Here is a 25,231-nt window from a genome sequence, read left to right as displayed (position 1 = left end):
GACGACGGACGTGCCGCGAGACGACAGCCTCCGGCAGTGATCACTTTTTCGCCTACGGGCGGACGGCGCCATGTCGTAAACGCCGAACCCTGCGCGGCACTATTTGTAGGAACCCAACAAAGCTTTTTGTCTGTGGTGCATCTGCCTGCGGCCGGGTGTGAGCGACGGCGGTGGCACGCGTCGCGCGAGCGGGCGCGCCCGAGGTGTCGGTGCTCGCCGCCGGCCCGCTCGGGGCGCACGTCACGGCACGGACCAGGTTGCCGGATCGCCGGACCGGGCCGGACCGATCAGCCCTGGACGCCGCCACGGTGTCACCTCTCCGCGCTTCTTGGTGAAACGCGTCATTTGCCGCTCGCCGCCCGTCGCCGTGCCCCGTTCGATCCGGACGCCGCGGGCGGATGTCCGGAGCCACCGCCGAAGTGTGGCACCTGGCTGCAAGTTCCGGCGGGAACGCGCCCGGCCGGACCGTGGCCGGAGGCCGGCGATGCGCCGAGTTGCCCGGTCCTGTGCCGCGCGGCGTCGGGCCCGCTGGCCGGTTCGTGGATCATGTTGCCATGGCCAAGATCGTCGAGATCCACGTTCCGCTGGTGCCCACCGCGGACCTACCGGCGGACGCCTATCTCCGACTGGCTGGCCGTGGTCGATCGTTGAGCCGCCCGGTGGCTGGGCCGGCCTGCCCACGTGCTGCTTCACGCGCTCGACGGCTGCGGCGGCTCGGGCGGGGTCCGTAATCTGGTGACAGGTCCGGCGTGGAGGCGGGACGACCAGGAGGGGACGGACGTGGCAGCGTACGACGTCATCGTCGTCGGGCTCGGCGGGATGGGAAGCAGCGCCGCCTACCACCTGGCCGCGCGAGGGCGACGCGTGCTGGGCCTGGAGAGGTTCCAGACCGTGCACAGCCGGGGATCCAGCCACGGCGGCTCGCGCATCATCCGGCAGGCGTACTTCGAGGATCCCGCCTACGTGCCGTTGCTGCTCCGGGCCTACGAGCTGTGGGAGAAGCTGGAGCGCGACACCGGACGGGACATCCTGTCGCTCACCGGCGGCGTCTTCGTCGGCCGGCCCGGCAGCCTCACCTTCGCCGGCAGCCTCCGCGCCGCTCAGGAGTGGGGGCTGCCCCACGAGATCCTCGACGCCGGTGAGTTGCGCCGGCGGTACCCGACCTTCACCCCGCGTCCCGACGACGTGGCCCTGTTCGAGGCCAAGGCGGGTCTCGTCCGCCCGGAGGAGACCGTCGCGGCCCACTCCCGGCTCGCCGCCCGGCACGGCGCCGACCTGCGGTACGAGGAGCCGGTGCTGCGGTGGGAGGCGCTCCCCGACGGGGTACGCGTGACGACGGCGAACGGCTCGTACACGGCGGAACGGCTCGTCATCTGCCCCGGTGCCTGGGCGCCCCGGCTCCTGCCCGACCTCGGCGTCCCGATCACCATCGAGCGGCAGGTCATGTACTGGTTCCAGCCGCGGGACGGGGTGACGGCCTTCGAGCCGGAGCGGCACCCGATCTACATCCACGAGGACGGCGAGGGCGCCCAGATCTACGGCTTCCCGGCCATCGACGGGCCGCAGGGCGGTGCGAAGGTGGCGTTCTTCCGCCGGGGTCAGGTCTGTGACCCGGAGACGATCGACCGGCAGGTGCACGCCGAGGAGATCCAGGACATGCAGGATCACCTGGCCGGCGTCCTGCCCACGCTTCCGGGTCGCTTCCTCAGGGCGGCGACCTGCCTGTACTCCGTGACCCCGGACAAGCACTTCGTCATCGCGACGCACCCGGAGCACCCCCAGGTCACGGTCGCCTGCGGGTTCTCCGGTCACGGCTTCAAGTTCGTACCGGTCGTCGGCGAGATCCTGGCCGACCTTGCCACGACCGGGGCGACCGAGCATCCCATCGGCCTGTTCGACCCGCGACGCGAGTACGCCTGACGGATCGTACGGACCGGGCGCTGCGGCGGGAACCGCCCGCGGACCGGCTGGCCGTCGGCGGCACCTGATCCACGCTGAGTCGAAAGGGCCTCGGCCGCGCACCGCTCGGTAGACTCCCCGTCGCGCCTGCACGACGGTGCGTTGCCCGTCGCCGGGCCGCGCCCTGATCGGCAAAGGAAGTGGGTGGCACCACGTGAGCACTCTGCCGGCACTCGCGGCCGAGGCCGCTTTCACCGCCCCGGTGCCCCCGACGACTCGTACGCCCTGCTCACCGCCGACGGCCCGCCCGCCGCAGGCCGACTCGCGACGTCCCCGCCGCTGGACGCCCTGCATTCCGGTCGGCGGCCCGTCCTCGGCCGCCGCCGGCTGGGTGGACGCGCTGCTGGAGCACGCGCGCAGCTCCGGCGCGCCGGTCGACTTCGTCTCCACCCACACGTACGGCAGCCCGCCGCTGGACGTGCGTCCCACCCCTGCGCCGCCTCGGCTTCCCCGACGCGCGGATCCTGTGGACCGAGTGGGGCGTCACCCCCACCCACTTCCACCCGGTCAACGACGGCACGTCGGCCGCGACCTTCCTGCTCAGCGGCATGCGCTCGGCCGCCGGCCGGGTCGACGCGCTGTCGTACTGGGTGGCCAGCGACCACTTCGAGGAGCTGGGCCGGCCGCCCCGGCTGCTGCACGGCGGCTTCGGCCTGATCACCGTCGGCGGCATCGCCAAGCCCCGCTACCACGCGCTGCGGATGTTCGGCCAGCTCGGCGAGACCGAGCTGCCGGTCCGCGCGTACGGCGACGGCGCAGACGGCCTCGTGCAGACCTGGGCGAGCCGGCGCGCCGACGGGAGCCTGGCCGTCCTGGTCTGGAACTCCACCCTCGACCAGTCCAAGCGCGACGGTGACGCCGCGCTGGCCCGGCGGATCCAGTTGGCCGTCGAGGGCGCCGCCGGGCGCACGGTCACGCTGACCCGGCTGGACCGCGAGCACGGCGACGTCACCACCCTCGCCGACCGGCTGGGCGTGACCGGGTGGCCGACGGACCAGCAGTGGGACGCGCTGCGCGTCGCCGACACCCTGGCCGTGGAGAAGGTGGCGGCCGCCGCCGAGGGCGGGGCCGCGGTGCTGGAGCTGCACCTGCCCCAGCCGGGCGCCGTGCTGGTCGAGGTCGCCGGGAGCTGAGCGGTGGCCGCCCGCGGTGTTCCGCCGCTCCGGCGGCGCCGACCCGGGCCGCGACGGTGCCCGGGTGCCGTCGCCGTGGGCCGCCGCCCCGGCACCGTACGGGTTCGGGCCGGTCGGGTCGGCACCGTGGCTGCCGCAGCCCCCCGGCTGGGACCGGTACGCGGCGGACCGGCAGGCCGCCGACCCGGACTCGGCGCTGACGCTGACCCGGACCGCCCTGCCGCTGCGCGACAGCTGCTGGCGCGGCCGCCCCGCGGAGGTGACCTGGCTCGACACCCCCGCCGACGCCCTCGCCTTCCGGCGCGGCCCCGACGGGCCGGTCTGCCTGGTCAACCTCGGCGACGCGCCGGTCGACTGGCGGCCGTACGGCGAGCGGATGCTGCTGTCCAGCAGCCGCGCGCACTCCGGCGCGCTGCCCGCCCCGGTCGACGGCCTGGCTGAGCTGACCCGGCGCCGGACGCCGCGGGCCGCGCCGAGCGTGCGCCGAATCGGCGCGAGCGACACGACGGCGGCGGAAGCGCCGAACCTTGACAACGTACAACCGATCGGTTGTATATTAGACCCGTGAGCGAGGAGGGCGACGACCGGGCGGACGCCCTGTTCCACGCGCTCGCTGACCGCACCCGGCGCGACATCCTGCGCCGCGTGCTGGCCGGGGAGCACTCCGTCTCCGCGCTCGCGGCGAAGTACGACATGAGCTTCGCCGCGGTGCAGAAGCACGTCGCCGTGCTGGAGAAGGCCGGTCTGCTGACCAAGCGACGCAGGGGTCGCGAGCAGTTGGCCAGCGGCGACGTGGAGGCGGTGCGGTCGGTGGCGTCCATGCTCACCGAGCTCGAACAGGTCTGGCGCGGCCGCATCGCACGCATCGACCTACTCATCGCATCCGACCCCGACCAGGAGGACTGAACCATGCCCGTGACCGACGTCCAGCACGACCTCGACAACCTGACCCTGGCCATCACCGCGGACTTCGCCGCGCCGGTAGAGCGGATCTGGCAGGTCTACGCCGACCCCCGCCAGCTGGAGAAGGTGTGGGGACCGCCGACCCACCCGGCGACGGTGGTCGACCACGACCTCACCCCCGGCGGTCGGGTGACCTACTACATGACCGGCCCCGAGGGCGACAAGCACGCCGGATACTGGCTGGTGACCGCCGTGGACGAGCCGAGGAGCTTCTCCTTCGACGACGGCTTCGCCGACCTGGACTTCAACCCGAATCCGGCACTGCCGGTTTCCAAGAACGTCTACACCTTCACCGCGCACAACGGCGGCACGCGCGCCACCTACGTGGGCAGGTACGCGTCCGCCGAGGCGCTGCAGCAGGTGCTGGACATGGGCATCGTGGAGGGCGCCACCTCGGCGATCAACCAGATCGACGACCTGGTCGCGTCCTGAGCATTCGGGAGACCGGGGCCACGGGGGCCCCGGTCTCCCGACGACGATCGGCGCTGTCGCGAACGGCCCTGAACCGCGTTCAACGGGAGTTGGCGAACGGGTTGGGGATGGAGTCGAGCAGCAGCTTCGTGTAGTCGTCCCGGGCCGCGCCGATCACCTCGCGGGTCGGCCCGCGCTCGACCAGCGCGCCCTGGTTGAGCACCAGCACCTCGTCGGCGAGCAGCCGCGCGCTGAGCAGGTCGTGGGTGATGTAGAGCATGGCCAGGCGCCGGGTTCCGGACCAGTTCGGCGAGTAGTTCCAGGATCTCCGCGCGGATCGACACGTCCAGCATGGAGATCGGCTCGTCGGCGATCAGCACCTCGGCCGGCCCGGCCGAGGCGCGGGTGGACTACGCCCAGCGGCTGGCCGGCGCCGGCGCCGAGCCGGTACTCACCGAGGTCGGCTCGGGCGAGCCCTGCGCGGTCGAGGTGACGGTCGGAGCCGGGCGGGCCGTGGTGGTCGCCGCCGGCATGCCGTGCGACCTGGGCTTCTGGCGCGCCGCCCTGGAGCGGCTCGGGGCGCGCCCGCGGCTCGCCCCCGACGCGGACTCTCCCGGCCTGGTGCTCACCTCCACGGTGGACCGCGCCGGGCAGCGCCTGCTGCACCTGGTCAACGTGGCACCGTCGGCGGTGACCGTCGGACTGGGCTGGCACGGCCGACCTGTCCTGGGCGGCCGGCGGCTGCGGGTGCCGGCGCGCACCGGCCTCATCCTTCCGTACGGGGTCACCGTCGGCGCGGCGACGCTGGTGGAGACGACGTGCGAGCTGATCTCCCGGGGCGGCGACTGGGCGCTGCTGCGGCCCACCCAGGGCGACGACGTGGTGGTGCTGGCCACCGACCGGCCGGTCGCCGCCGACCGGGGCACGGTCGAGGCGGCCGCCGGGCGGGTGCCGCTCGCCGTGGCTGTGGCACAATCCGCTGGTGGACCTCTTGCGTCTCCCCGAGGGCGACTGGTGGGACTGGGAGGTCGTGTGCTGGTCGGCCGGGGAGCTGCGGTTGGCAGCGGGCACCGACCTGACGTATCACCACGGACTCGAGATGGTGTTCCGGGAGACCGCCTACGTGGCCTGCCCGTCCTCCTTCCACCATCCGGTGTTCCGGCCGCCGACCGTCGCGGAACGTGACAGCGTCCGCCGCTACGTCGGGGAGCCCCCCGCCGACGGTGGTGGCCTTCGACATCGACGGCGGGACCGGATCGCTGCCGCGCCTGATCGCGGCCGACCGGCTCGAGGTGGTGACGGGCACCGTCTACCGGTACCACCGGACCGATCTCAAGCCGGGGGAGCGGTTGGCGGAATGAACCGGCCCCCACCGCCGCGATCTTGCACTTTCGGCCCCTGGTTAGCGGCATTTGTTCCGGATGTCGGGGCCGGAACTGCAACGCGGAAGCTCGGGCTGTGGGCGCGGTGGCACGACGCGCCCGTTGTCGACGAAGTCGACGTCGTCTGGGATCGGCCCCTCGACCAGACCGAACCGGTTCTCCGCCACCAGTGCCCGGCCGTACGCCTGCCGGGGCAGGACGTACTCCGCCCGGACCCTGGCCAGCAACGCCGGGGCGTACGCCGGTGGCATCGGCGCCTGCATCGTAGGCGGCACCAACTCCGACCACAACGGCGTCGTGGCGACGTTCGCCATGGAGCTCTAGGCCGTCCTCCCACCCGCCGGGTGCGAGCCGCCGTGGCGACGGGGGCCGCACCCGGCCGCTCCGTCACCACGGCGGGACCGCCGCGTCAGAGGAACGCGCCGACCCTGGGCGTGGCGCCGTCCCAGCGCAGGATCGCGGCGTAGGGCGCCCGGCGCGTACACCGGCGGATATGCATCGATGTGCCTCGCTGCTCGTCGCGCGCTTTGTCAATGTCTGCCAGTAGGGGCCGGTATAGTGGAATTTTTGCCCACCCACCGTGCTGCGCCACGGTCGGGAGCGGCAGGTCGACCCGTACCCCTTGGAGAGCACCATGTCCCCTTCCCCGGCCCGGGTCTTCGCCGAGTTGAACGCGGCGCGACCGCCCGGCGCGGCGTCCCGGGTCATGGGCAGGGCGGTCGTGCTCGGCGGCAGCGTCGCGGGACTGCTGGCCGCCCGGGTCTTGTCCGACCACGCGGAGAGCGTCGTCGTCATCGACCGGGACGACGTGCAGGCGGCCGGTGAGCGGCCCGGTGTGCCGCAGGGGACGCAACTGCACGCGCTGCTGCCCGGCGGCCTGTTCCAGCTCGAGCACCTGTTCCCGGGATTCCGTGACCAGGCCCTGGCCGAGGGGGCGGTCGAGGCGCCGCCCGCGGCCAGGCGGAACTATCTCGACGGGCGCCTGAAGGTCGTCGTCCCCGACGACGCCGACAGCCTGGCGGGCAGCCGGCCTCTCCTGGAAGGGCTGATCCGCCGGCAGGTGCTTCGACTGCCCAACGTCAGGGCGGTCACCGCCCGCGCCACGGGTCTCGTGTTCGACGGCGGCGCGACCGTCGGGGTCCACGTGGACGCCGACGGGGTGCCCGGCGTCGAGAGCGGCGATCTCGTGGTGGACGCCATGGGGCGTTCGAGCAGGCTGTCGGAGTGGCTGGAGCACGCGGGATGGGACCGGCCCGTGACGCGGCGGATGACCGTGCACCTCAACTACGCGACGGCCCTGTTCCGCCGCCGTGAGTCGAAGCCCGATCCCGCGATCGTTCTGGCACTGCACAGCCCGAGGATGTCGTCCGACGTGGCCGGTGCCGCGTTCTTCGCCGTCGAGGACGGCCGGTGGATGGCCATGATGGCCGGTTACGGGGACAACCGCCCCGGGCGCACGGCCGGGGACTTCGTCCGCCGGCTGCGCGAGCAGTTCCCGCCGGAGTTCGGTGAGGTCGCCGGGAACGAGATGCTCGGCGACGTCCGGACCTACCGCCATGCCGACAGCCGGCGGCGGGACTACCACGCGCTGAGGCGGTTTCCGGCGGGGCTCGTCAGCGTCGGTGACGCGGTCGCCTCGTTCAACCCCGTGTACGGCCAGGGGATGACGGCGGCCGCCCTGCACGCGGCCTGCCTGTCGGCGTACCTGCGGTCAGGGCCGGACCTGCGCGCGCCGGCGCGCGGATTCTTCGGCCTGCAGAAGGTCGTCGTCGACGCCGCCTGGTCGATGTCGACCTCCGCCGACCTGGCACTGCCGCACGTTGCCGGCCCCTACCCGCGCGGATACCGGCTCTCCGGCTGGGTCAGCAGGCAGATCGTCACGGCGACCATCACGGACGTGGCGGTCGCCCGGCGGTTCAACGCGGTCGTCTCCATGCGTGAACATCCGAGGTCGCTGGCAACGCCCGGCGTGCTCCTGGGTGCCCTGCGCGCCAACCGGCGCGCACGCTGATCGGGTCTCCCGCACCGCAGGTCGCGCCTGCGCTGTCGATCCGTCCGGCGCCGGACGGGCCGCGGTCCGCCCCGGGCGCTGCTCAGGGCTTGCGGGCGAGCCCGCAGAGGGCGTCCAGCTCGGGCGGCAGTTCCGGTTCGGAGCGCCACCGGGAGACCGAGACGATGCCGGGCTCCAGCAACTCCAGGCGGTCGAAGAACCGGGCGATCTGCTCGGGGGTACGCAGCCGGTACGGGTCGCCGGCCTCGGCGCGGACCCGTTCGGCCTGGTGGGCCGCGTCCGGGCGGACCACGTTCGTGCCGTCCTCGAGGGCCAGGTAGCTTCCGGACGGTACGGCGTCCACGAACCGTCGGACGATCGCGTACGCCTCGTCGTCGTCCAGGACGTTGCCCCACGCCTGGCCCACGGCGAACGGCGTGTACGCCAGCGCCAGCCCCGCGCCGGCCGGGATCGGCTCGCCGGGTAGGTGCGCCGCCTCGACGCGTACCGGCTCGGCGTCCCGGTAGATGGCCGGGACGAGCCGTTCGTCGAGCGTGCTCGATGCGCTGGATCAGGTTGGACAGCGACCGGTGCATCCGGACCTCCGCGCGGGGGACGGCGATGTGGGATCGTTGTCATGCATCGAACCATGAGCTGGTGTCGATGTCATCAGGCGTGGAGGGGGGCGGTCCGCAGGGGACGCCGAGCCCGTATCGTCCCGGATTGGGCCCGCCCCTACCTGGACGGAGCAGTCATCTCGACCACGCTTGAAATGACCTGAATATTCAGTATTCGATCACTCAAACCGGTATCGGTTGGCGCAAATGCAAGGTGCAGAGCGGGCGTTGCCCATTACATCGAGGTGCATTAGCATCCAACCGCGTCCTGATCCAGGGCGCGGCGACAATTGCCCGAAGAGGGCCATCACGAGCACTCGGAGTGACGACTCGGCAGCACGCGAATTAGATTCGACCACCGCCCGAGCGGGTGGGTGACCTGGGGTCGGAACTGTGTCGGCCACCGGAGAGGCTCGGCTGATGCCGTCCCGTGGACCACCCTTCCCACGATGTGGCGACAAGTTCCCGAATTGTTGCCCACGGCCAGTTGTCAACCCCTTAATCTGGGGGTAATTGTTACCGAAATGCCACTATCAGGGTGAGAGCGCCGATTGGTCGGCGTTAGGAGAAAACATCCAGAGCGGGTGGGGAAACCGGAAGGGGTGGGGGGATGAGGGGGATCCCGAACGAATCCTTGGTCATCGGCATCGCGTCCTCGCCGGCCCAGCGCAGGCAACTTGCGCAACTGCTCAGTCGGACGGAGGCCTTCCTGATCGTCTCGACGGTCGAGCAGGCGCGGGAGTTCCTGGACGGGACCGGAGGGACCCGCGTCGCGGCGATGACGCCGCCCGGCCACGCCGCGGTCGCCGAGGCGGCGCCCGGCCAGAGCGTGGTTGCCGAGGCGGCACCGTCCGGCCGGATCGCGGTTGCCGAGGCGGCGGAGGGCGTGACAACGCCACCGCCGGCTGACCTGGCCGTCGACTCCGGCCGGCGGGTGCTGCGCTGGCTGGACCGCGAGATCGCACTCACCCCGCTGGAGCACGACTTCCTGCTGTGCCTGGTCGACACGCCCGGGCAGGTGTGGACCTACGAGCGGCTGCACCTGGAGGTCTGGGGCAACGAGCACCTCGGTCGCGGCTCCGACATGCACTCGGTGGTGCGCAGGGTGCGGCGCAAGCTCGCCTGGCTGGACGCGAGGGCGGCGATCCACGCCGTCCGCGGGGTCGGCTTCCGCCTCGCCCTGGCCTGACCGCCGCGTCGGGCGCACCGCCGCGTCCGGGGCGTCCGCCACGAGCGCCGCGGCGGCGGGCGCCACACGCGATCCGGCCCGCCTGGTCGAAACCAGGCGGGCCGGACCTTGGTGTTCAGTTGTCAGCAGCGGACGGGGGACAGTGCGAAGTTCTCCACCTTGGGCGTCTTGGTGTCGAGCTTCGTCTGACGGGTCTGGGGCTTCCAGTCGTCCTTGGCGGCGATGATCGTCAAGGGGTTGTTCTTCGTGTCCATCCAGTAGGCGTACTTGCCCTCGGCGTCCGTGGCGAACGTCCACGAGGCCGCCTTGGAGTTCACCTGAACGATCGCACCGGCGAGCGGCGCGTTCGCCCCCTGGCAGCTGGTGCCGGTGACCGTGCCCATCAGCTTGCCCCAGCTCTTCGGAGGATTCACCTTCATGGTGACCGCCACCGGCTGCACCGTGTACGGAGTGTTCTCCTTGATGGCGATGGAGCCGGAGTAGGTGCCCGGCTGGTCGACGTTCGCCGTCATGCCGACGGTGACCGTGACCTTCTGACCCGGCGCCAGCGTGGCCGACGTCTTGTCGATCGTCATCCAGCTGACGTCCGCCGGACCCTCGGCACACTCCTCGAACCCGGGGAGCGCCTCGCTGTCCGCCGTGGCGTTGAAGCTGCCCGACGAGCCGCCGACCTTGTAGAAGCCACACGCCGCGCCGCCGCGGTACCGGGCGGTGTTGGCGTTCGGCAGGTTCGACCACGAGTTGCTGGCCGGGTCGTACGCGAAGCCGGCGTTGGTGACGGCCCCACTCTGCACACCGCCGACGACCAGCAGCTTGCCGTTGGCGACGGCGAAGGAGCTGGCCCAGCTGTCGGCCGGCGCGTCGGCGATGGCGGTCCAGGCGTTGGCCGCCGGGTCGAAGGCGTAGCCGGCCTTCTGCGCGGCGGATCCGTCGTTGCCGCCAGCGCAGTAGACGACGCCGTCGATCCCGCCGCAGGAGGCGAAGGCCACCGACTTCGGGTAGTTGGCCACCGTCTCCCAGCTGTCACCGGCCGGGTCGTACCGGACGACGCTGTTGGACATCGGCGTGCAGGACGCGGTGGTGCAGCCACCGATGGCGTACAGCTTGCCGTCGATGACGGCCTGACCGGCCGCGGCGCGCGGCGCCGGGTTGTCCGCCTTCTTCGTCCAGGTGTTGGCCGCCGGGTCGTACGACCAGGTGGTGGCGTCGGGGCCGGACGCTCCCCAGCCGCCGGTCGCGATGATCTTCCCGTCGACGACGCCCACGGTCAGGGCGTTCCGCGCTGCGGGAAGGTCGGCGATCGGCGCCCAGCTCAGCGCGACCGGGTCGTAGACGTAGTTCTTCGTCGACGACGCCGATCCGTTGCCGCCGGCGATCGAGTACACCTTGCCGTCGAGGTTCACCACCCGGTTGTCCATGACGTTCGCCGGGTAGTCGGCGATGTCCGTCCAGGGGTCGGCCTGCGGGCCCACCGCCGGGGACGCGGCCGTGGCCGCCTTGCCGGTCGCCTGGGCGGCGAACGACGTCGGGACGTTGAGCCGCTGCTCCGGCGCACCGGCGGACCCGAGCACCTCCTGCTTGCTCATCGTGGACCCGTCGGCCCGCTGCAGCACGAACCCGCCGTCGCGCTCACTGAACCCGACGTCGACGGGCGCCGCCCCGGTGTTGGTCACCGTGAAGGACTTGCTGACCTTGCCCGAGGGCATCTGGACCGTGCCGGTCACCTCGGCCGGCTCGACGGACAGCTTGCCGGCCTTGAGCTGGAAGTCCGCCGCGGTCGCCCCGTGGGCCTGGACGTCGATATTCTTGCTGTCGCTGAGGTAGCCCGCGCCGGTCGCGGTGAACTCGTGCGAGCCGGTCAGCGAGGAGAACATCCAGTAGAAGCCGTCCGCCAGCCCGGAGTCGTCCGGCGTGGCCATGGTGGTGGCCTTCTCCGCCGGCCGGTCCTTGCTGGTGACGGTGGCGCCGTTGACGTAGCCGTCGTTGTTGTCGCGGACGTTGCCGACCACGAGGCCGCCGGCGACCGGCTGGCAGCTGACCTGGCTACCGATCAGCACGTTGTCGACCTGCCACCACCATTCCCACTGGGCGTCGTAGTAGTGGAACCGGACCCGGGCCTGCGCCTGGCCCGCGGCCTGCGGGATGGCGATCTCGGTGACCCGCGGCCCGCGGACGTCGGCCGCCTGCCGGAGGACGTTCGTCCACGTGGTACCGCCGTCGAGGCTGAGGTCGACGTCGGCACGGTCGCTGCCCAGCCAGTTGTAGTCCTGGTTGAACCGGATCACCGGCGCCGCGACGCCGGTGAGGTCGACGACCGGGCTGACGAGCGAGGCGTCCTGCCGGCCACCGGAACCGTACTTGTCGCTGTCGATGACGGCGAAGTTGCCGGTGCCGCCGGTCAGGTTGGTGCGGTTACCGTCGTCGGTGAACTTCCAGACCTGCCCGGTGCCCAGGTGGTCCACCACCGACCAGCCGGCCGGCGTGGTGGTGCCGTCGAAGGTCTCGTACACGCCGTCCGAGCCGTACCGGTATCCGGGCGCGGTGGTGCAGGAGTTGGCGGCCACCGGCACGGAGACGTTCTGGGTGACGTTGCCCGAGCCGACGACGACCTCCTTGGTCACCGTCTCGTAACCCGGGTACTGCGACTCGATCTTGAGGGTGTACGTCGCCTCGGCCGGCAGCGAGAAGCTGTAGTGACCGTTGGCGGGCGTGGTGTAGTCGGACACCCCCGACGGGCCCTCGACGCTCACCTTGGCGTAGAGCGGCCAGCCGTGACCGGAGCCGTCGGTGACCGTGCCGCTGACGGTGACGCTCGGCACCGCCGCCAGCGCGACGTTGACCGTGGTGGTGGTGTCCTTGGTGACCGTCGCCGAGACCGTCTTCGTCCCGTAGCCGAACGCCGACACCGTGACCTGGTAGGCACCGGCCGGAAGGAGAGACGAGTACATGCCGTCGCTGCCGGTGGTCACCTCGCGGTCGGCGGCACCGGTCAGGGCCACCTTCGCGCCGCGGATCGGGGAGCCGTTGGCCGCGTCGGTGATCGTGCCGGCCAGGGTGCCGGTGTCGCCGATCGGGGCGGCGTTGAGCAGCGCGAGCGCGTCCAGCCGGCCCTCGCCGTAGACGTTGTTGTTGGCCGCGGTGCCGCCGCACTGGAGGTCGGACTTGTCGATCGCCGTGCTGTTCAGCAGCGCGCGGGTGGCGTTGATGTCACCGACCAGCGCCGGCGCCGCCGACCACAGCAGCGCGACCGCGCCCGCGAGGTGCGGGGCCGCCATCGAGGTGCCGTTGTAGCTGGTGTAGGTGCTGCCCGGAACGCTCGACCGGATGTTCACGCCGGGTGCCGAGATGTTCGGCTTGATCCCGCCGTCCTGCCCCGAACCGCGGGACGAGAAGCTGGCAATGTTGTTGTTGATGTCGTACGCGCCGACCGAGTAGTTGCTGGTCCGGCTGCCCGGCGAGCCGCTGGTCTGGCACGACGGGCCGTTGTTGCCGTTGGACCAGCTGCCGAAGATGCCCGAGGCGGTCCATGCGTTGGTCACGTCCTCCATGAACGGGTCGGTGGAGGGCGCGGTGGTTCCCCACGAGTTGTTGATGATGTTCGGCCGCTTGCTGGCGTCCGGGTTCTGGCCGTTGAGGTCCGTCGGCTGGAGCATCCACTGGCCGGAGTTGATCAGGGCCGCGTCGCTGGGGCAGCAGCCGTTCGCCGCGATCCACTTGACCTCGGGGGCGACACCGATCTGGTTCGCCCCGGCGGCGCCGGCCATCGTGCCCATCGTGTGGGTGCCGTGGCCGTCGGTGTCGCAGGGCGCGGCGGCGCAGGTGCCGGCGGCGTTGTACCAGTTGTAGTTGTGGTTGAACGTGCCGTCGCCGTTGTTGCCGCGGTACGAGCCGACCAGGGCCGGGTGGTCGTACTGGACGCCGGTGTCGATGTTCGCCACCGTGATGCCCGCGCCCTTGACGCCGTACTGGGCCCAGACGTCGTCGGCGTTGATGTTGGCGATGCCCCACTCGAGGGCGTTCACGGTCTTCTCGTTGTTGCCCTGGGTGACCTCGGGGACCTTGTACTCCAGCGGGGCGTACAGGCCGTCGACCTCGGCGTGGGCGGCGAGGTTCTGCGCCATCGAGAGGGAGCCGCTGCTGACCTTGATGGCGTTGGTCGCCCAGAAGCTCTGGTACTTCACGCCCGAGACGTCGAGCTCGGCCCGGATCTTGGCCTGGCTCTCGACGGCGGCCTTCTTCAGCGCGTCCGCGACGGCGGTGCCCCGCTCGGCCCAGTCCTTGATCTGGCTGGCCTTGCTCAGGTCCGCCTGGTCCTTGAAGCGGATCCAGAAGTCGCCCTCGCTCTTGGCCTGGAGCTGCTTCGTGAGCTCCGGACGGATCTTGTCAGCAGGGGAGGCTGCTCCCGTCCCGGCCTGCGCCGCCTGTGCACCTGTGCCGATTGTGGCCAATCCTGTTGCGGCGAGTACCATCGCCGCGCCGGCGCTCACCAGACGTCTGGCGGTGCGCCTCCTGTGTGGACGTTCTAACATTCGGTGCTGCCTCCTCTGAGACGACCCGCAGTTGATCTAGCCGTGCGAAGGTGCAGGAGGCGGTTCCCCGTTTGGACCACACTGGAATGGACGGACCCCCCCTGCCCTGGGCGCCGTGCGGGTCATGCCGGCTGCCCGACTGGACACTATGATCGGAATGAACAGCCGATCAAGAACGCTTCGTGAGTAACTTGTCGCCAACAGTTGCCTGGTTGTCAGCAGGATTGACAATTATCGTCAGGTCCATGGCGAGGTTGGGCGGAATCTGCCCATCATTCGGGGTGGGGTGCCGTGGCGGAGAACGATGAGTGCGCCGTGCCAACCGGGCACGGGCCGACCGAGGACGTGTTCCCGCTGGTGATCGCGGTGTCACCCGCGCCGGCCGAGCGGATCCGGCTCGCCGAGCGCCTCGACGGCGTCGCACCGCTGCTCCTGGTCGCCGACCTCGACGAGCTGCGCCGGCTGATCGCGGTTCCGCAGCGGCGCTCCGGGGCGATGCCGGCGCCCGCGGTGGCCGACAACACCCTGGTCATCGACTCCGCCCGGTCCACCGCCCGCTGCCGGGGCCGCGAGGTCGGCCTCACCCAACTCGAGTACGACCTGCTGGCCTGCCTGACCAGCGAGCCGGTCCGCGTCTGGAGCTACCCGGAGCTGCACCGGTCCGTGTGGCGTGACGAGGGCCGGGAGCGCAAGGCGGACGTGCAGTCGCTGGTGAAGCGGCTGCGGCGCAAGCTCAGCGAACTCGGCACCGGCGTCACCATCGACGCGGTACGCGGTGTCGGATTCCGGCTGACCGACCACCGGTTCCCGGACGTCAGCGGGGCATGACGGCTGTCCGATCGCGCAACCAGGCCCGCCTGACTCGCTTCCTGTTCCGCCTGTGTCGGATCCGCCGGCCGCCGGCCGCCGGTCGCCGGCGACCGGGGCCCGCAGGTACGCCGGGTCGACCTGGAGCCGAACAGCCTGGTCTTCTCCTTCGAGCACCTGGTCCGGGTGGAGGAGCACTGATGCGCGGAGCGCTGGCGGGCCTGCTGATGCCGTACCCGGCGGGGTCGTTTTTGCCGGCCGTCTACCAGGAGGACGACTTCGTGATGCGGTGGACGGCCGCGCTGGACGAGGTCCTCGCGCCGCGTTCCGTGCGGTGCCGTTTCCGTCCCCGTTCGCCACATAGGATGTCGGGGTGACCCAGGCGGCCACCCCGAGATCCCCAGGCGTCGTAGCCGTCAACGACGCGTTGCCGGAGATCGTCCGGCGGCGTCTGGCCTCCGTCCGTCCGCGCGGCGGCCGCTCCTCCTGGCTGGCCACCGCGGTGGTCGTGGTGATCGCCGGCGTCCTGCGCCTGGTCGACCTCGACCAGCCCGCGGGCAAGATCTTCGACGAGCTCTACTACGCCACCGACGCGCACAACCTGCTCACCCGCGGAGTCGAGTGGGACGAGAAGAACGACACCGCGGGATACGTCGTGCACCCGCCGCTCGGGAAGTGGATGATCGCGCTGGGCGAGTGGCTTTTCGGCTACCACGCGTTCGGCTGGCGGGTCTCGGCCGCGGTCACCGGGACGGTGTCGGTGCTCGTCCTCGTCAGGGTTGCCCGGCGGATGTTCGGGTCCACCGTGCTCGGCTGCGCCGCGGGGCTGCTGCTGGCGCTGGACGGCATGCATCTGGTGCTGTCCCGGTCGGCGCTGCTCGACATCTTCCTGATGTTCTTCGTCCTCGCCGCGTTCGGCACGTTGCTCCTCGACCGCGACGCGCGGCGGCGCCGGTGGCTGCGGGCGCTGGCGGACGGGCTCGACCCGACCGCGCACGGCCGCGCGGGGCGACCCCGGTTCGCCGTACCGTGGTGGCGGCTGGCCACCTTCGTCCTGCTCGGCTGCGCGTGCGCGGTCAAGTGGAGCGGCGTGTGGTACGTCCTCGTGTTCGCCGCGCTGATGCTCTACTGGGCGGCCCAGACCCGGCGCTCCGCCGGCGCGCGGCATCCGTGGCGCGACGCGCTGCTCGGCGAGGTCGGCTGGCTGGTGCTCGGCGCGGTCCTCGTCGGCGCGGTCTACTTGGCCAGTTGGGCGGGGTGGTTCGTGACCGACGACGGCTATCTCCGACACTGGCTGCGCGACACCGGCCAGCGGGAGGCGCCGGTCGTCGGCGCGCTGCAGAACCTGTGGCACTACCACCAGGCGGCGCTGACGTTCCACACCGGGCTGGAGAAGACGCACCAGTACCAGTCGTGGCCGTGGCAGTGGCTGCTGCTCGGCCGACCGGTCGCGTTCTACTGGTGGTGCGAGGGAACGTGTGGGGGAGCGACCGCCACCAGGGAGGTCCTGCTGCTCGGCACGCCGCTGCTGTGGTGGTCGTTCATCCCGGCACTGGGCGCGCTGACCTGGTTCGGCATCGCCCGGCGCGACTGGCGGGCGGGCGCGATCTGGGTGGGCGTCGTCGCGGGGCTGCTGCCCTGGTTCTACTTCGCCGCCGCCGACAACCGCACGATGTACTACTTCTACACCGCCCCGGCCGAGCCGTTCCTGATCCTCGCCGTGGTCTACGTGCTCGGCGCGATCATGACGCCGGCCCGAGCGCCCGCCACGACCGACGGGGCCGCGGACGGCGACGGCGACCGCCGCATGATCGGCGCGCTCGTCGCGGGCGCGTACGTGCTGCTGGTCGCGATCTGCTTCGCGTACTTCCACCCGCTCTACGTCGGCACGTCCATCCCGTACACCGAGTGGGCGGCCCGCATGTGGCTGGGCAGCCGCTGGATATAGGTTCATTCTCGCCCCCGCCGGGCGGCCGGTCAGGCGCCGCGGGCGTACAGGGCCAGACGGACCCGGTTGGGGCTGCCCGTCTTGGTCATCAGGCTGGTGATGTGGGTCTTGACCGTGGTGACGCCGACGTGCAGCCGCTCGGCGATCTCCGTGTTGGACAGGCCCTCGGCGACGAGGTTCAGCACGTCCTGCTCGCGGGCGGTCAGCCCCTCGACCGGCCGGGGCGCCTCGGCGCGGGCGTGCACCGCGCGCTGGACCAGGCGCCGCAGCACCTCCTGGCTGAACGGGCTGCCGCCGGCGGCAGCCCGGCGGACGCCGTCCAGCAGGTCGGCGGGTGGCGCGTCCTTGAGCAGGAATCCGCAGGCGCCGGCGGTCAGGGCCGGGTACAGGTGGTCGTCGTCGCCGAACGTGGTCAGCACCAGCACCCGGATGGCGGGACGGTCGGCGAGGATGCGACTGGTCGCGGTGATGCCGTCGACGCCCGGCATGCGCAGGTCCATGACGACGACGTCGGGGACGAGCCGCGCGGCGAGGGCGACCGCGTCGCGGCCGTTGTCGGCCTCGCCGACCACCTCGATGTCGGGCTGGGCGTCGCAGAGCATGCGCAGGCCCGCGCGGATGAGGTGCTGGTCGTCGACCAGCAGGACGCGGATCATGCCGGCTCCGCCGCGCGCGGCGCGGCGGGCGCCTCGCGCTCCCGCGGGGCGGGCGAAGCGGGCGCGCCGGCAGGGGGCGGGGGAGCGGGTGCCGCCGTCGGGAGGACGGTACGCACCCGCCAGCCCGCGCCCGTCGGACCGGCCTCCAGGCGGCCGCCGAGGACCTCGACGCGCTCGCGCATCCCGGTGACGCCGTGGCCGCCGCCGGACGGCACCGTCGCGGGCGCCCACCCGCCCCCGTCGTCCGACACCTCCCAGTGGACGGCGCCGTCGACCACCGCCACCGACAGGCGGGCCAGCGCGGACGGGCCGGCGTGCTTGGCCACGTTGGTCAGCGCCTCCTGGCTGAGTCGCAGCACCGCCAGGCCCCGGACCGCGTCGAGCGAACCGACCGCCGGGTCGATGTCGGCCTCCACCGTGACACCGGCCTGCCGGGCCCGGTCGACCGCCGCGCCGAGGGCCGCCGGGACCGCCGACGGCTCGATCGCGGTCAGCGCCGCGTCGCCGCGTACCCCGTCGGGGTCACGCAGGACCGCGACCAGCCGACGCAGGTCCGCCAGGGCTGCGCTTCCCGTGGCGTGCACGTCGTCGAACACCTCACCCACCCGTGGGTCCAGGTCGGTCAGCACGTGCCGGGCCACGCCGATCCGCAGCACCATCGACGCCACGTGGTGGGCGACCACGTCGTGCAGTTCCCGGGCGATGGCGCTGCGTTCGTCGGCGCGGGCGGCGCGGCTCTCCGACTCGCGCCGGCGCTGCTCCGCCGCCGCCCGCTCCTGCGCCTGCCGGGCGAGTTCCCGGGTGGTCCGGATGACCAGCCCGAGCAGCAGCGGGACGCCCACCTCCACCAGCAGCCCGAACACGCCGGACAGGACCCGTCGCCACGGATCGCCGATCGAGTTGGTCATGTCGACGGCGGTCAGCAGCCCGGCCGCCAGCCAGATGGTCCGCGGCCGCCGCGCCCGCATGGTCAGCTCCAGCAGCGCCCAGCTGGCGCCCACCTGGTTGATCATGATGTCGTCGACCAGCCGGATCGCGACCGCCAGCAGCGCGGCCTGGATCAGCAGGTTGACCAGCGGCCGGCGGTGCAACACCAGCGCGAGGGCGAACGCGATCACCGCGAGGACCCACTGGGCGGCCGTCGGCGCCCCGGCCACCGGGGCGCCGAACAGCAGGTATCCGATGCCGCTGAGGTCGAGCAGCACCATCCGCACGAGGGTGTCCCGCGCGTCGAACAGCCGTGCCACCCAGCCCACCGGGTCAGCCTAGGCGCTGCGGCTCGGTGACACGAGCGGCCTCCGGCCGGTCCCATCTCGTCCGGACCGCCAGGTAGGCGGCCAGGCCGAGCGGCCCGAGCAGGATCGTCAGGACCAGCACCGGCGCCATGACCAGCGCCGGCACACCCCGTTCCCGGCTGTCGAGCCACGCCCACCGGCCGACGAACAGGTCGAACGCGATCATGTGTGCCCAGGCCGCCGCCGCGCCGTCGGCGGTGCCCAGCAGGTCGCGAATGCCGGTGAGGGTCGGGGACGTCACAGCCGGCAGCACCTCGCCGAGCGCCGGAAGCACCAGGATCGCGTAGATCGCCAGGACCGGCGCCACGATCAGCGGTGACCGGACGATCCGGGCGGTCACCGACCAGCGGGGCAGCAGGATCATCAGCGCCCAGAACGGCGCGGCCACCGCGAACGTGAGCGTGAACAGCGTGCCGGTCATGCCGCCAGCGCCATTTCCGGACGGCGCCGCCGGGCCACCACCACGCCGACGGCGGTGGCGGCCGCGAGCACCAGGGCCGCGGCGGCGGCCAGGGTGAGCGCGTCCGGCCGCAGCAGCGGCTGTCCGCGCAGCGCCTGCCAGGTGAGCAGCAGCGTGAACGCGCCGTACGCGCCACCCGCGACGAGCAGCAGCCGCGCCTGGGTGCGCTCGTCCAGTCGCGCGCCGAGGAAGCGGCGCAGCAGGATCGCCAGGATCGGCAGCGCCTGCAGCGCGTGCAGCCCCACGAAGTGCCCGATCCGCAGGTCACCGCCGGTGGTGCTCCAGCCGACCAGCGGCAGACCCGGCCCGCCGTCCGGTACGCCCACGCTGTGCGCCCCGGAGATCCCCTCGACGCCCCGCTGCTGGCTGGGCATCGTCATCGGTACGGCCACCAGCATGCCGAGCAGCGTCAGGCCGAGCCCCAGCGCCACCGCGTACCGGGCGGCCCGGTCGGCGATGCGCTGGCGCAGCACCACGATCCCGAGGACGAGGTGCGCGGCGAACAGCACCATGATCGCGGCACCCATCAGCGCGAACAGGGCGCCGTCCAGCGGGGTGGTCGCGTTGAAGTGGCTGGTGGTGCCCCGCAGCACCTGCCCGACGATGATCACCATTTCGAGCACCGCCACCGCGACGATGACGGTGGCCGCCCGCTCCGCGACCCGGCTACGCCTCGGCAGCAGCGAGAGCATCCAGGCCAGGGTGGTGGCGTACGCCACGAACGACAGGGAGAACTTCAGCGGCTTGAGCCAGATCGGCACGCCGGTGAGGACCCGCGAGTCGGCGATGACGCCGACCGCGGAGACGAGGGCGAGCACCGCCATCGCCGAGACGAAGACCATCAGGGGGCGGTGCCAGCGCGCCGCCCGGCGCATCGTGGTTGTCATACCTACAGATGCTCGTGCGCCGGCCCGCGGACTTCGCCCGACCTGAAGCCCCGGTTGCGGCCGGCGGTCGGAGCCGCCTCCTCCTACCTGGGTAGGAGACGCAGCCGTCGGCCCCGTCCCTGCCTGTGCCGCTGGCGGTGTTCGGCGCCGGCCTCGATGGCGTACGCGGCGGCCTGCCCGGTGCCCGTGCCGGCCGTGCCCACCCCGACCGGCCCGGCGCCGGCCGCGCCGAGCAGGTCGGCGGCCAACCCGCGGCGTCCAGCACCGCCTCGGGCCCGGACCGGGTGGGGGTGGGCACCTATGCCGTCATCCCTTCAGGCCGGTGTGTGCCAGGCCCTCGACGAACTGCTTCTGCGCGATGACGAACACCACCAGCACCGGCAGCGCGGTCATCGACGCCGCCGCGAGCTGGACGTCCCACATCGGGCCGCCGTACGCGTCGACGAACTGGGTGAGCGCCTGGGGCAGGGTGAACTTCTCCGGCGAGGAGAGGAACACGATCGGCTCCAGGTACAGGTTCCAGCTGTGCAGGAAGGTGAAGATGGCCACCGCGCCCAGCGCGGGCCGCGACAGCGGCAGGGCGATCCGCCAGAAGGTGGCGAAGCGACCCAGCCCGTCGACCCGGGCCGCCTCCTCCAGTTCGTCGGGGAGGCTGATGAAGAACTGCCGCATGATGAACGTCGCCAGCACGCTCGGCGCCCCGAAGATCGGCACCACGATCAGCGGCCAGTGGGTGTCGATCAGCCCGAGCTTGAAGAACATCTGGAACAGCGGCACGATCGTCACCTCGCTGGGGATGAGCAGGCCCGCGAGGACGACCAGGAACAGCAGGTTCTGGCCGCGGAACCGGATCCGCGCGAAGGCGTACCCGGCCAGCGCCGACACGGCCAGGGTGCCGACGGTGACCACCAGCGCGATGTAGAGGCTGTTGACGTACTGCTGCCCGAAGGGCTGCAACTCGAACACCCGCCGGTAGGCGTCGAGCCGCGGGTTGACCGGCAGCAGCTGCGGCGGGAAGGCGAAGATGTCCGCCACCGGCTTCAGCGACGAGGTGACCATCCACCAGGTCGGGAACACGAACGGGATCGCCAGGACCAGCAGCGCCCCGTAGAACGCCAGCTTGGCCCGTCGCGACAGGTCACGACTCATGGAAGACCCATCTCTTGCGCATCTGCCACTGCAGCACGGTGAGCGCGAGCACAATGACGAACAGCATGATCGACAGCGTGGCGCCGTAGCCGAAGTGGTGGAACTGGAACGCCTGCTGGTAGAGGTAGTAGACGAGCACGGTCGTCGAGGCGCCGGGCCCGCCCTGGGTCAGCACCGCGATCTGCGCGAAGACCTGCAACGACCCGACCACGGTGATGATCGACGTGAGCAGGATGGTCGGGCTGATCAGCGGTACGGTGATCCGCCGGAACTGGCGCATCCGGCTCGCCCCGTCCATCTCCGCGGCCTCGTACAGCTCCGCCGGCACGCCCTGCAGGGCGGCCAGGAACAGCACCATGTTCAGGCCGACGTTCTTGAACGCCTGCACGACGATCACCGACAGCATCGCCGTGCCCTCGCCGCGCAGCCAGTTCGGCCCGTCCACGCCCATCGTGTCGAGCAGGCCGTTCACGCCGCCGTTGTCCTGCAACAGGAAGCCCCACACGATGGTCCAGGCCACCAGCGAGACCACCACGGGGGAGAAGAAGACCGTGCGGAACAGGATGGTGCCCCGCAGTTTCTGGTTGAGCAGGACGGCCAGCAGCAACGCCAGCCCGAGGTTCAACACCACCAGCCCGACGGAGAACAGCCCGGTGGCCCGCAGCACCGCGCCGAGGTTGGGATCCGCGGCGAGCGCCCGGTAGTTGTCCGTGCCGACAAAGTCGAACGTCCCGGCCAGCACGTTCCACTCGTGCAGGCTGTACCAGACCACGAGGATCAGCGGCAGGATCACGAACACGACGCTGCCGAGCAGTTGCGGGGTGACGAAGAGGTAACCGGTGAGCTGATCCCGGCGGCGGCTGGTCCAGAACGGCCGCGCCGGGCCCAGGGCGGGCCGGGCCTCGACCGGGCCCACCCTGGTGTCCGTACGGGTCATGATCGATTGCCTACTTCGCCAGCAGCGGTTGGATCTTCGCGCAGACCCCGTCCAGGACGGCCTTGACGTCCGCGTCCGGCTTCCAGAGCGGGTCGAGCCCGGCGCGAACCTGCTGGCTCAGCTCGGCCTGTCCCGCGTGGGTGGGCTTGACGACACCGTTGGTGATGCCCTCGATGACGACCTTCTGCAGCTGTTCCGGCTTGAGCTTCGGGTTCGTCTTGGCGAGGTTCTCCGCGGTCAGCAGCGACTGCCGCGGCGGCGGGAAGAACTGGGCGAGCTTGGCGGAGTTGGTGGGGTTGGTGAAGAACGCGAGGAAGTCGGCGGCGACGTCGGCGTGCCGGCTCTTCTTCATCACCCCGAGGCCGGCCTGACCGATCACCGAGTACGGTCCCTTCGGGCCCGCCGGCAGGGGGACCAGGTCCCAGGCGAAACCGTCGTCCTTCAGCAGCGAGGCGCGGGAGATCTGGGTGATCGTCATGGCGGCGTCACCGGCGAAGAAGTCGGCGGTGGTGCCCGGGCCGGGCAGCGCCTTCGCGGTGAAGATGGCCTTGTGCAGCGTGGTCATCGCCTCGACCATCTCCGGGCTGGCGAAGCCGCAGCTCTTGCCGTCCGCGCTCCAGGCCTGGGCGCCCCAGCCCGTCCAGAAGCTCGCCAGGTTGTCCCAGGTCTTGTAGTCGAAGTCCCGGATCACCAGGCCGGCCTTGCCGGTGGCCTGCTGCGTGGCGCTGGCGGTCGCCAGCGCGTTCTCCCAGTTCCACTGCCCGGCCGCCATCAGCTCGGCCGGGGTCTTCTGCCCGGCCTTCTTGATCAGGTCGGTGTTGACGAACACGCCGAAGGGCGAGGTGGAGAACGGGTAGGCGTACAGCTTGCCGTCGTTCTGCCAGAGCTTGAGGGTGGCCGGGGAGAGGTCGTCGTACCGGTAGCCCTCGGCCTTCTTGATCGTGTCGTCGAGCGGCAGCAGCGCTCCCGAGGCCACGAAGTCGGGCGCGGAGTTCTCCAACACCCACGCCAGGTCGGGTGCGTTCCCGCCGGCGATCTGGGTGGTCAGGGTGGTGGTGTAGGTCTCGAACGGGATGGGGTCGAACTTGATCTCGGCGACGTTCGGGTGGCTCTTGCGGTACTCGTCGGCGATCTCGTTGAACAGCTTCAGGTGCGCCTCGTTGGCCGACCAGACGGTCATCCGCAGACTGGCCGGGCCCGTGTCCTTCGCCTCGCCGCCGCCGCAGGCGGACAGGGCGACGACGCCGGCCAGCGCCGCGGCGACGACGGCCAGACCCTTTCCTGTTTTCACTATCTTCTCCTCACCGGGGGGTTTCAGTAGCCCACGATCTGCGGCCAGCGGCGTTCCACGCCGGCGGCCGAGATGTGGTCGGTGAACTCGGCCAGCAGGCGGGGGGTGCCGCGGACCGCACGCGGGGACTCGCCCCGCGTCAGACAGAAGTCGGCGAGCAGGCCGGCGACCTCGCCGACGTTCCACTCGACGGGGTGCAGCCGGTAGCTGCCGTTGGTGATGTGCGTGGTGCCGATGTTCTTGCCGGCCGGCAGCAGGTTCTCCATCCGCTGCGGGATCAGCGCACCGAGCGGGATCTCGAAGGGGCAGGAGCCGACGTCGATGTAGTTGTCGCCGCCGGTGGACGGGTGCAGGTCGATGCGGTACATCCCCACGCCGACCGAGTCGGGGTAGTGCACCGCGCCGTGCTCACCCCGTACCGCGAGGGAGAGATCCTGCTCCACCACCGTGTACTCGGCCCGGATGCGGCGGGACTCCCGGATGTAGGGGGCCTGCGCCAGCCCGTCCGGGCTGCCGGTGACGTCGCCGCGCAGCCGCAGGCCGGGAAAACCGGTCCCGCCGTCCGGCCGGGGCGCCTCAGTCTGCAGCCAGTACAGCACCGAGTACGACAACTCGCGGGCCTTGGTCAGGTGCCACGACGCGTTGGGCACGTCGATGACCGGCCCCTCGAAGTAGTCGATCATCGGCCAGTTGACCAGCGTGATGTCGCTGCCGTACGCCCCGTCGGTGAAGTTGCGCCGCGCGGCGATCCGCCGGAACGTCCACAGGTTGCCGTCACCGGGGTTGACCCGCTGGTCGGCGTTGACGCTCAACGGGTCGTCGTCCGGGTTGGGGGTGAAGCTGCGCTCGACGATCTCCAGCGTGCGCGGGTGCGGCGACCGCCAGGACAGCAGCCGGTCGCCCCAGAAGTCCGGCTTGTAGTCGCGCCAGAAGTCGTACCCGGCGGGCCGGTCGATGGTGTGGTCGCCGTCGGCGTGGTCGAGGGCGAAGCAGACCGACACGGCCTGCATGTTCAGCGGCTGCGCCTCGGCCGGCGCGCTCGGCTCGCCGGTCTCGGCCTGCGACTCGAACCCGGTGACGTACTCGGTGCCGGTCAGCGGCAGCAGCTCCCCGGTCTCGGTGGCGTCCAGGATGTAGGGTGCGACGACGTCGATGCGGTCGTCCCGGTCCCGGTGCGCGAGGGTGACCCCGGTGACCCGGTCCCCATCGGTCTCGGCGGCGACCGGCCGGTACGGCTGCAGCACGGTCAGCCGCCCCGCCCCCCGGTACGGCGCGAGTATCCCCTCGAGGACGGCGACGGCCACCCGGGGCTCGTGGCAGAGCCGGCTCACCCAGCCGGCACCCGGGTTGAGGTCGGTCCACGCCCGGGAGCGCTCGGTCAGCGGGTAGTGGCGACGGTAGTAGTCGCGGATGCCGTTGCGCAGGGCCCGGTAGCTGGCGGTGGCGCCGAACTGTTCGATCCAGGAGTGCTCGTCCGGCGGTACGGCCTGGCTGGTGAGCTGCCCGCCGAGCCAGTCGAACTCCTCGGTCAGGATGACGGACCGGCCGGCCCGGGCCGCGGCGAGCGCCGCGGCGACCCCGCCCAGTCCGCCCCCGACGACGAGGACGTCCGCACGCATCTGTACCAC

25 protein-coding genes are annotated in these 25,231 nt (G+C 71.7%); 12 read left to right on the top strand and 13 right to left on the bottom strand.

What is annotated here, in order from left to right:
- Positions 1-681 precede the first annotated feature (681 nt).
- The 5 genes from solA to JD77_RS27385 all read left to right on the top strand — a co-directional run bounded on the left by solA (position 682) and on the right by JD77_RS27385 (position 4,487).
- Positions 682-1,920, top strand: coding sequence for an N-methyl-L-tryptophan oxidase (gene solA / locus JD77_RS27405; RefSeq protein ID WP_246141018.1), 1,239 nt, complete (start codon positions 682-684; stop codon positions 1,918-1,920).
- Positions 1,921-2,390: 470 nt separating this feature from the next.
- Positions 2,391-3,092 carry a GH39 family glycosyl hydrolase gene (locus JD77_RS27400; RefSeq protein WP_211372855.1) on the top strand — a complete coding sequence of 234 codons (702 nt, stop codon included), beginning with the start codon at positions 2,391-2,393 and terminating at the stop codon, positions 3,090-3,092.
- 16 nt (positions 3,093-3,108) lie between these two features.
- Positions 3,109-3,660, top strand: a complete 552-nt coding sequence (locus JD77_RS27395; RefSeq protein WP_145776770.1) for a hypothetical protein — start codon at positions 3,109-3,111, stop codon at positions 3,658-3,660.
- Positions 3,657-3,998 (top strand): ArsR/SmtB family transcription factor, encoded by a 342-nt coding sequence (locus tag JD77_RS27390; protein ID WP_145776769.1) that lies wholly within the window; start codon positions 3,657-3,659, stop codon positions 3,996-3,998. The genes JD77_RS27395 and JD77_RS27390 overlap by 4 nt, the downstream gene beginning before the upstream one ends.
- A gap of 3 nt (positions 3,999-4,001) precedes the next feature.
- Positions 4,002-4,487 (top strand): SRPBCC family protein, encoded by a 486-nt coding sequence (locus JD77_RS27385; RefSeq protein ID WP_145776768.1) that lies wholly within the window; start codon positions 4,002-4,004, stop codon positions 4,485-4,487.
- A 79-nt stretch (positions 4,488-4,566) separates the two neighbouring features.
- On the opposite strand, the gene JD77_RS33035 is transcribed toward JD77_RS27385, so the two are convergent.
- Positions 4,567-4,746, bottom strand: coding sequence for a hypothetical protein (locus JD77_RS33035; RefSeq protein ID WP_211372697.1), 180 nt, complete (start codon positions 4,744-4,746; stop codon positions 4,567-4,569).
- Positions 4,747-4,817: 71 nt separating this feature from the next.
- Between JD77_RS33035 and JD77_RS27375 the strand changes: the two genes are divergently transcribed.
- Both JD77_RS27375 and JD77_RS34860 read left to right on the top strand, forming a co-directional pair.
- The gene (locus tag JD77_RS27375) at positions 4,818-5,651 is read left to right on the top strand and encodes a hypothetical protein (protein WP_145776767.1); all 834 of its coding nucleotides are present in this window, start codon (positions 4,818-4,820) and stop codon (positions 5,649-5,651) included.
- A 41-nt stretch (positions 5,652-5,692) separates the two neighbouring features.
- The gene (locus tag JD77_RS34860; RefSeq protein ID WP_281292130.1) at positions 5,693-5,827 is read left to right on the top strand and encodes a hypothetical protein; all 135 of its coding nucleotides are present in this window, start codon (positions 5,693-5,695) and stop codon (positions 5,825-5,827) included.
- 41 nt (positions 5,828-5,868) lie between these two features.
- On the opposite strand, the gene JD77_RS27370 is transcribed toward JD77_RS34860, so the two are convergent.
- Positions 5,869-6,162, bottom strand: coding sequence for a hypothetical protein (locus tag JD77_RS27370; RefSeq protein ID WP_145776766.1), 294 nt, complete (start codon positions 6,160-6,162; stop codon positions 5,869-5,871).
- 320 nt (positions 6,163-6,482) lie between these two features.
- On the opposite strand from JD77_RS27370, the gene JD77_RS27365 reads away from it, so the two are divergent.
- Positions 6,483-7,859 (top strand): FAD-dependent oxidoreductase, encoded by a 1,377-nt coding sequence (locus JD77_RS27365; protein WP_211372696.1) that lies wholly within the window; start codon positions 6,483-6,485, stop codon positions 7,857-7,859.
- An 82-nt stretch (positions 7,860-7,941) separates the two neighbouring features.
- On the opposite strand, the gene JD77_RS27360 is transcribed toward JD77_RS27365, so the two are convergent.
- Positions 7,942-8,265, bottom strand: coding sequence for an SAM-dependent methyltransferase (locus JD77_RS27360; RefSeq protein ID WP_211372695.1), 324 nt, complete (start codon positions 8,263-8,265; stop codon positions 7,942-7,944).
- Positions 8,266-9,065: 800 nt separating this feature from the next.
- On the opposite strand from JD77_RS27360, the gene JD77_RS27355 reads away from it, so the two are divergent.
- Entirely contained in the window at positions 9,066-9,644 is a 579-nt protein-coding gene (locus tag JD77_RS27355; protein ID WP_145776764.1) for a winged helix-turn-helix domain-containing protein, read from the top strand.
- A 122-nt stretch (positions 9,645-9,766) separates the two neighbouring features.
- On the opposite strand, the gene JD77_RS27350 is transcribed toward JD77_RS27355, so the two are convergent.
- Positions 9,767-14,092: a S8 family serine peptidase gene (locus JD77_RS27350; RefSeq protein ID WP_246141016.1), complete on the bottom strand. Its 4,326-nt coding sequence runs from the start codon at positions 14,090-14,092 to the stop codon at positions 9,767-9,769.
- Positions 14,093-14,464: 372 nt separating this feature from the next.
- On the opposite strand from JD77_RS27350, the gene JD77_RS27345 reads away from it, so the two are divergent.
- From JD77_RS27345 to JD77_RS27340, 3 genes are all read left to right on the top strand, one after another.
- A complete protein-coding gene (locus JD77_RS27345; RefSeq protein ID WP_145776762.1) occupies positions 14,465-15,001 on the top strand; it encodes a winged helix-turn-helix domain-containing protein in 537 nt (178 codons plus the stop codon).
- Positions 15,002-15,180: 179 nt separating this feature from the next.
- Entirely contained in the window at positions 15,181-15,357 is a 177-nt protein-coding gene (locus JD77_RS32535) for a hypothetical protein (protein WP_170286559.1), read from the top strand.
- Positions 15,354-16,928: a dolichyl-phosphate-mannose--protein mannosyltransferase gene (locus JD77_RS27340; protein WP_246141014.1), complete on the top strand. Its 1,575-nt coding sequence runs from the start codon at positions 15,354-15,356 to the stop codon at positions 16,926-16,928. Before JD77_RS32535 ends, JD77_RS27340 begins: the two co-directional genes overlap by 4 nt.
- Positions 16,929-16,957: 29 nt before the next feature.
- On the opposite strand, the gene JD77_RS27335 is transcribed toward JD77_RS27340, so the two are convergent.
- The 9 genes from JD77_RS27335 to JD77_RS27295 form a co-directional block, all read right to left on the bottom strand.
- Positions 16,958-17,584 carry a response regulator transcription factor gene (locus tag JD77_RS27335; protein ID WP_145776761.1) on the bottom strand — a complete coding sequence of 209 codons (627 nt, stop codon included), beginning with the start codon at positions 17,582-17,584 and terminating at the stop codon, positions 16,958-16,960.
- Positions 17,581-18,840 carry a sensor histidine kinase gene (locus tag JD77_RS27330; protein ID WP_145776760.1) on the bottom strand — a complete coding sequence of 420 codons (1,260 nt, stop codon included), beginning with the start codon at positions 18,838-18,840 and terminating at the stop codon, positions 17,581-17,583. The genes JD77_RS27335 and JD77_RS27330 overlap by 4 nt, the downstream gene beginning before the upstream one ends.
- 4 nt (positions 18,841-18,844) lie before the next feature.
- Complete coding sequence (locus tag JD77_RS27325; protein WP_145776759.1) at positions 18,845-19,300, bottom strand: ABA4-like family protein; 456 nt, start codon at positions 19,298-19,300, stop codon at positions 18,845-18,847.
- Positions 19,297-20,226: a hypothetical protein gene (locus tag JD77_RS27320; RefSeq protein WP_145776758.1), complete on the bottom strand. Its 930-nt coding sequence runs from the start codon at positions 20,224-20,226 to the stop codon at positions 19,297-19,299. Before JD77_RS27320 ends, JD77_RS27325 begins: the two co-directional genes overlap by 4 nt.
- 83 nt (positions 20,227-20,309) lie before the next feature.
- Positions 20,310-20,474: a hypothetical protein gene (locus JD77_RS34290; protein WP_246141012.1), complete on the bottom strand. Its 165-nt coding sequence runs from the start codon at positions 20,472-20,474 to the stop codon at positions 20,310-20,312.
- Between the two features lie 58 nt (positions 20,475-20,532).
- A complete protein-coding gene (locus JD77_RS27310) occupies positions 20,533-21,375 on the bottom strand; it encodes a carbohydrate ABC transporter permease (RefSeq protein WP_145776757.1) in 843 nt (280 codons plus the stop codon).
- Positions 21,365-22,312 carry a carbohydrate ABC transporter permease gene (locus tag JD77_RS27305; protein WP_145776756.1) on the bottom strand — a complete coding sequence of 316 codons (948 nt, stop codon included), beginning with the start codon at positions 22,310-22,312 and terminating at the stop codon, positions 21,365-21,367. Before JD77_RS27305 ends, JD77_RS27310 begins: the two co-directional genes overlap by 11 nt.
- 10 nt (positions 22,313-22,322) lie before the next feature.
- A complete protein-coding gene (locus JD77_RS27300) occupies positions 22,323-23,603 on the bottom strand; it encodes an ABC transporter substrate-binding protein (RefSeq protein ID WP_145776755.1) in 1,281 nt (426 codons plus the stop codon).
- A 23-nt stretch (positions 23,604-23,626) separates the two neighbouring features.
- Positions 23,627-25,222, bottom strand: coding sequence for an FAD-dependent oxidoreductase (locus JD77_RS27295; protein ID WP_145776754.1), 1,596 nt, complete (start codon positions 25,220-25,222; stop codon positions 23,627-23,629).
- Positions 25,223-25,231: the final 9 nt, after the last annotated feature.

This window comes from Micromonospora olivasterospora, from assembly GCF_007830265.1.
GTDB lineage: Bacteria > Actinomycetota > Actinomycetes > Mycobacteriales > Micromonosporaceae > Micromonospora > Micromonospora olivasterospora.
The sequence above is the reverse complement of the archived record's forward strand: the minus strand, read 5'-3'. Positions and strand labels throughout refer to the sequence as shown.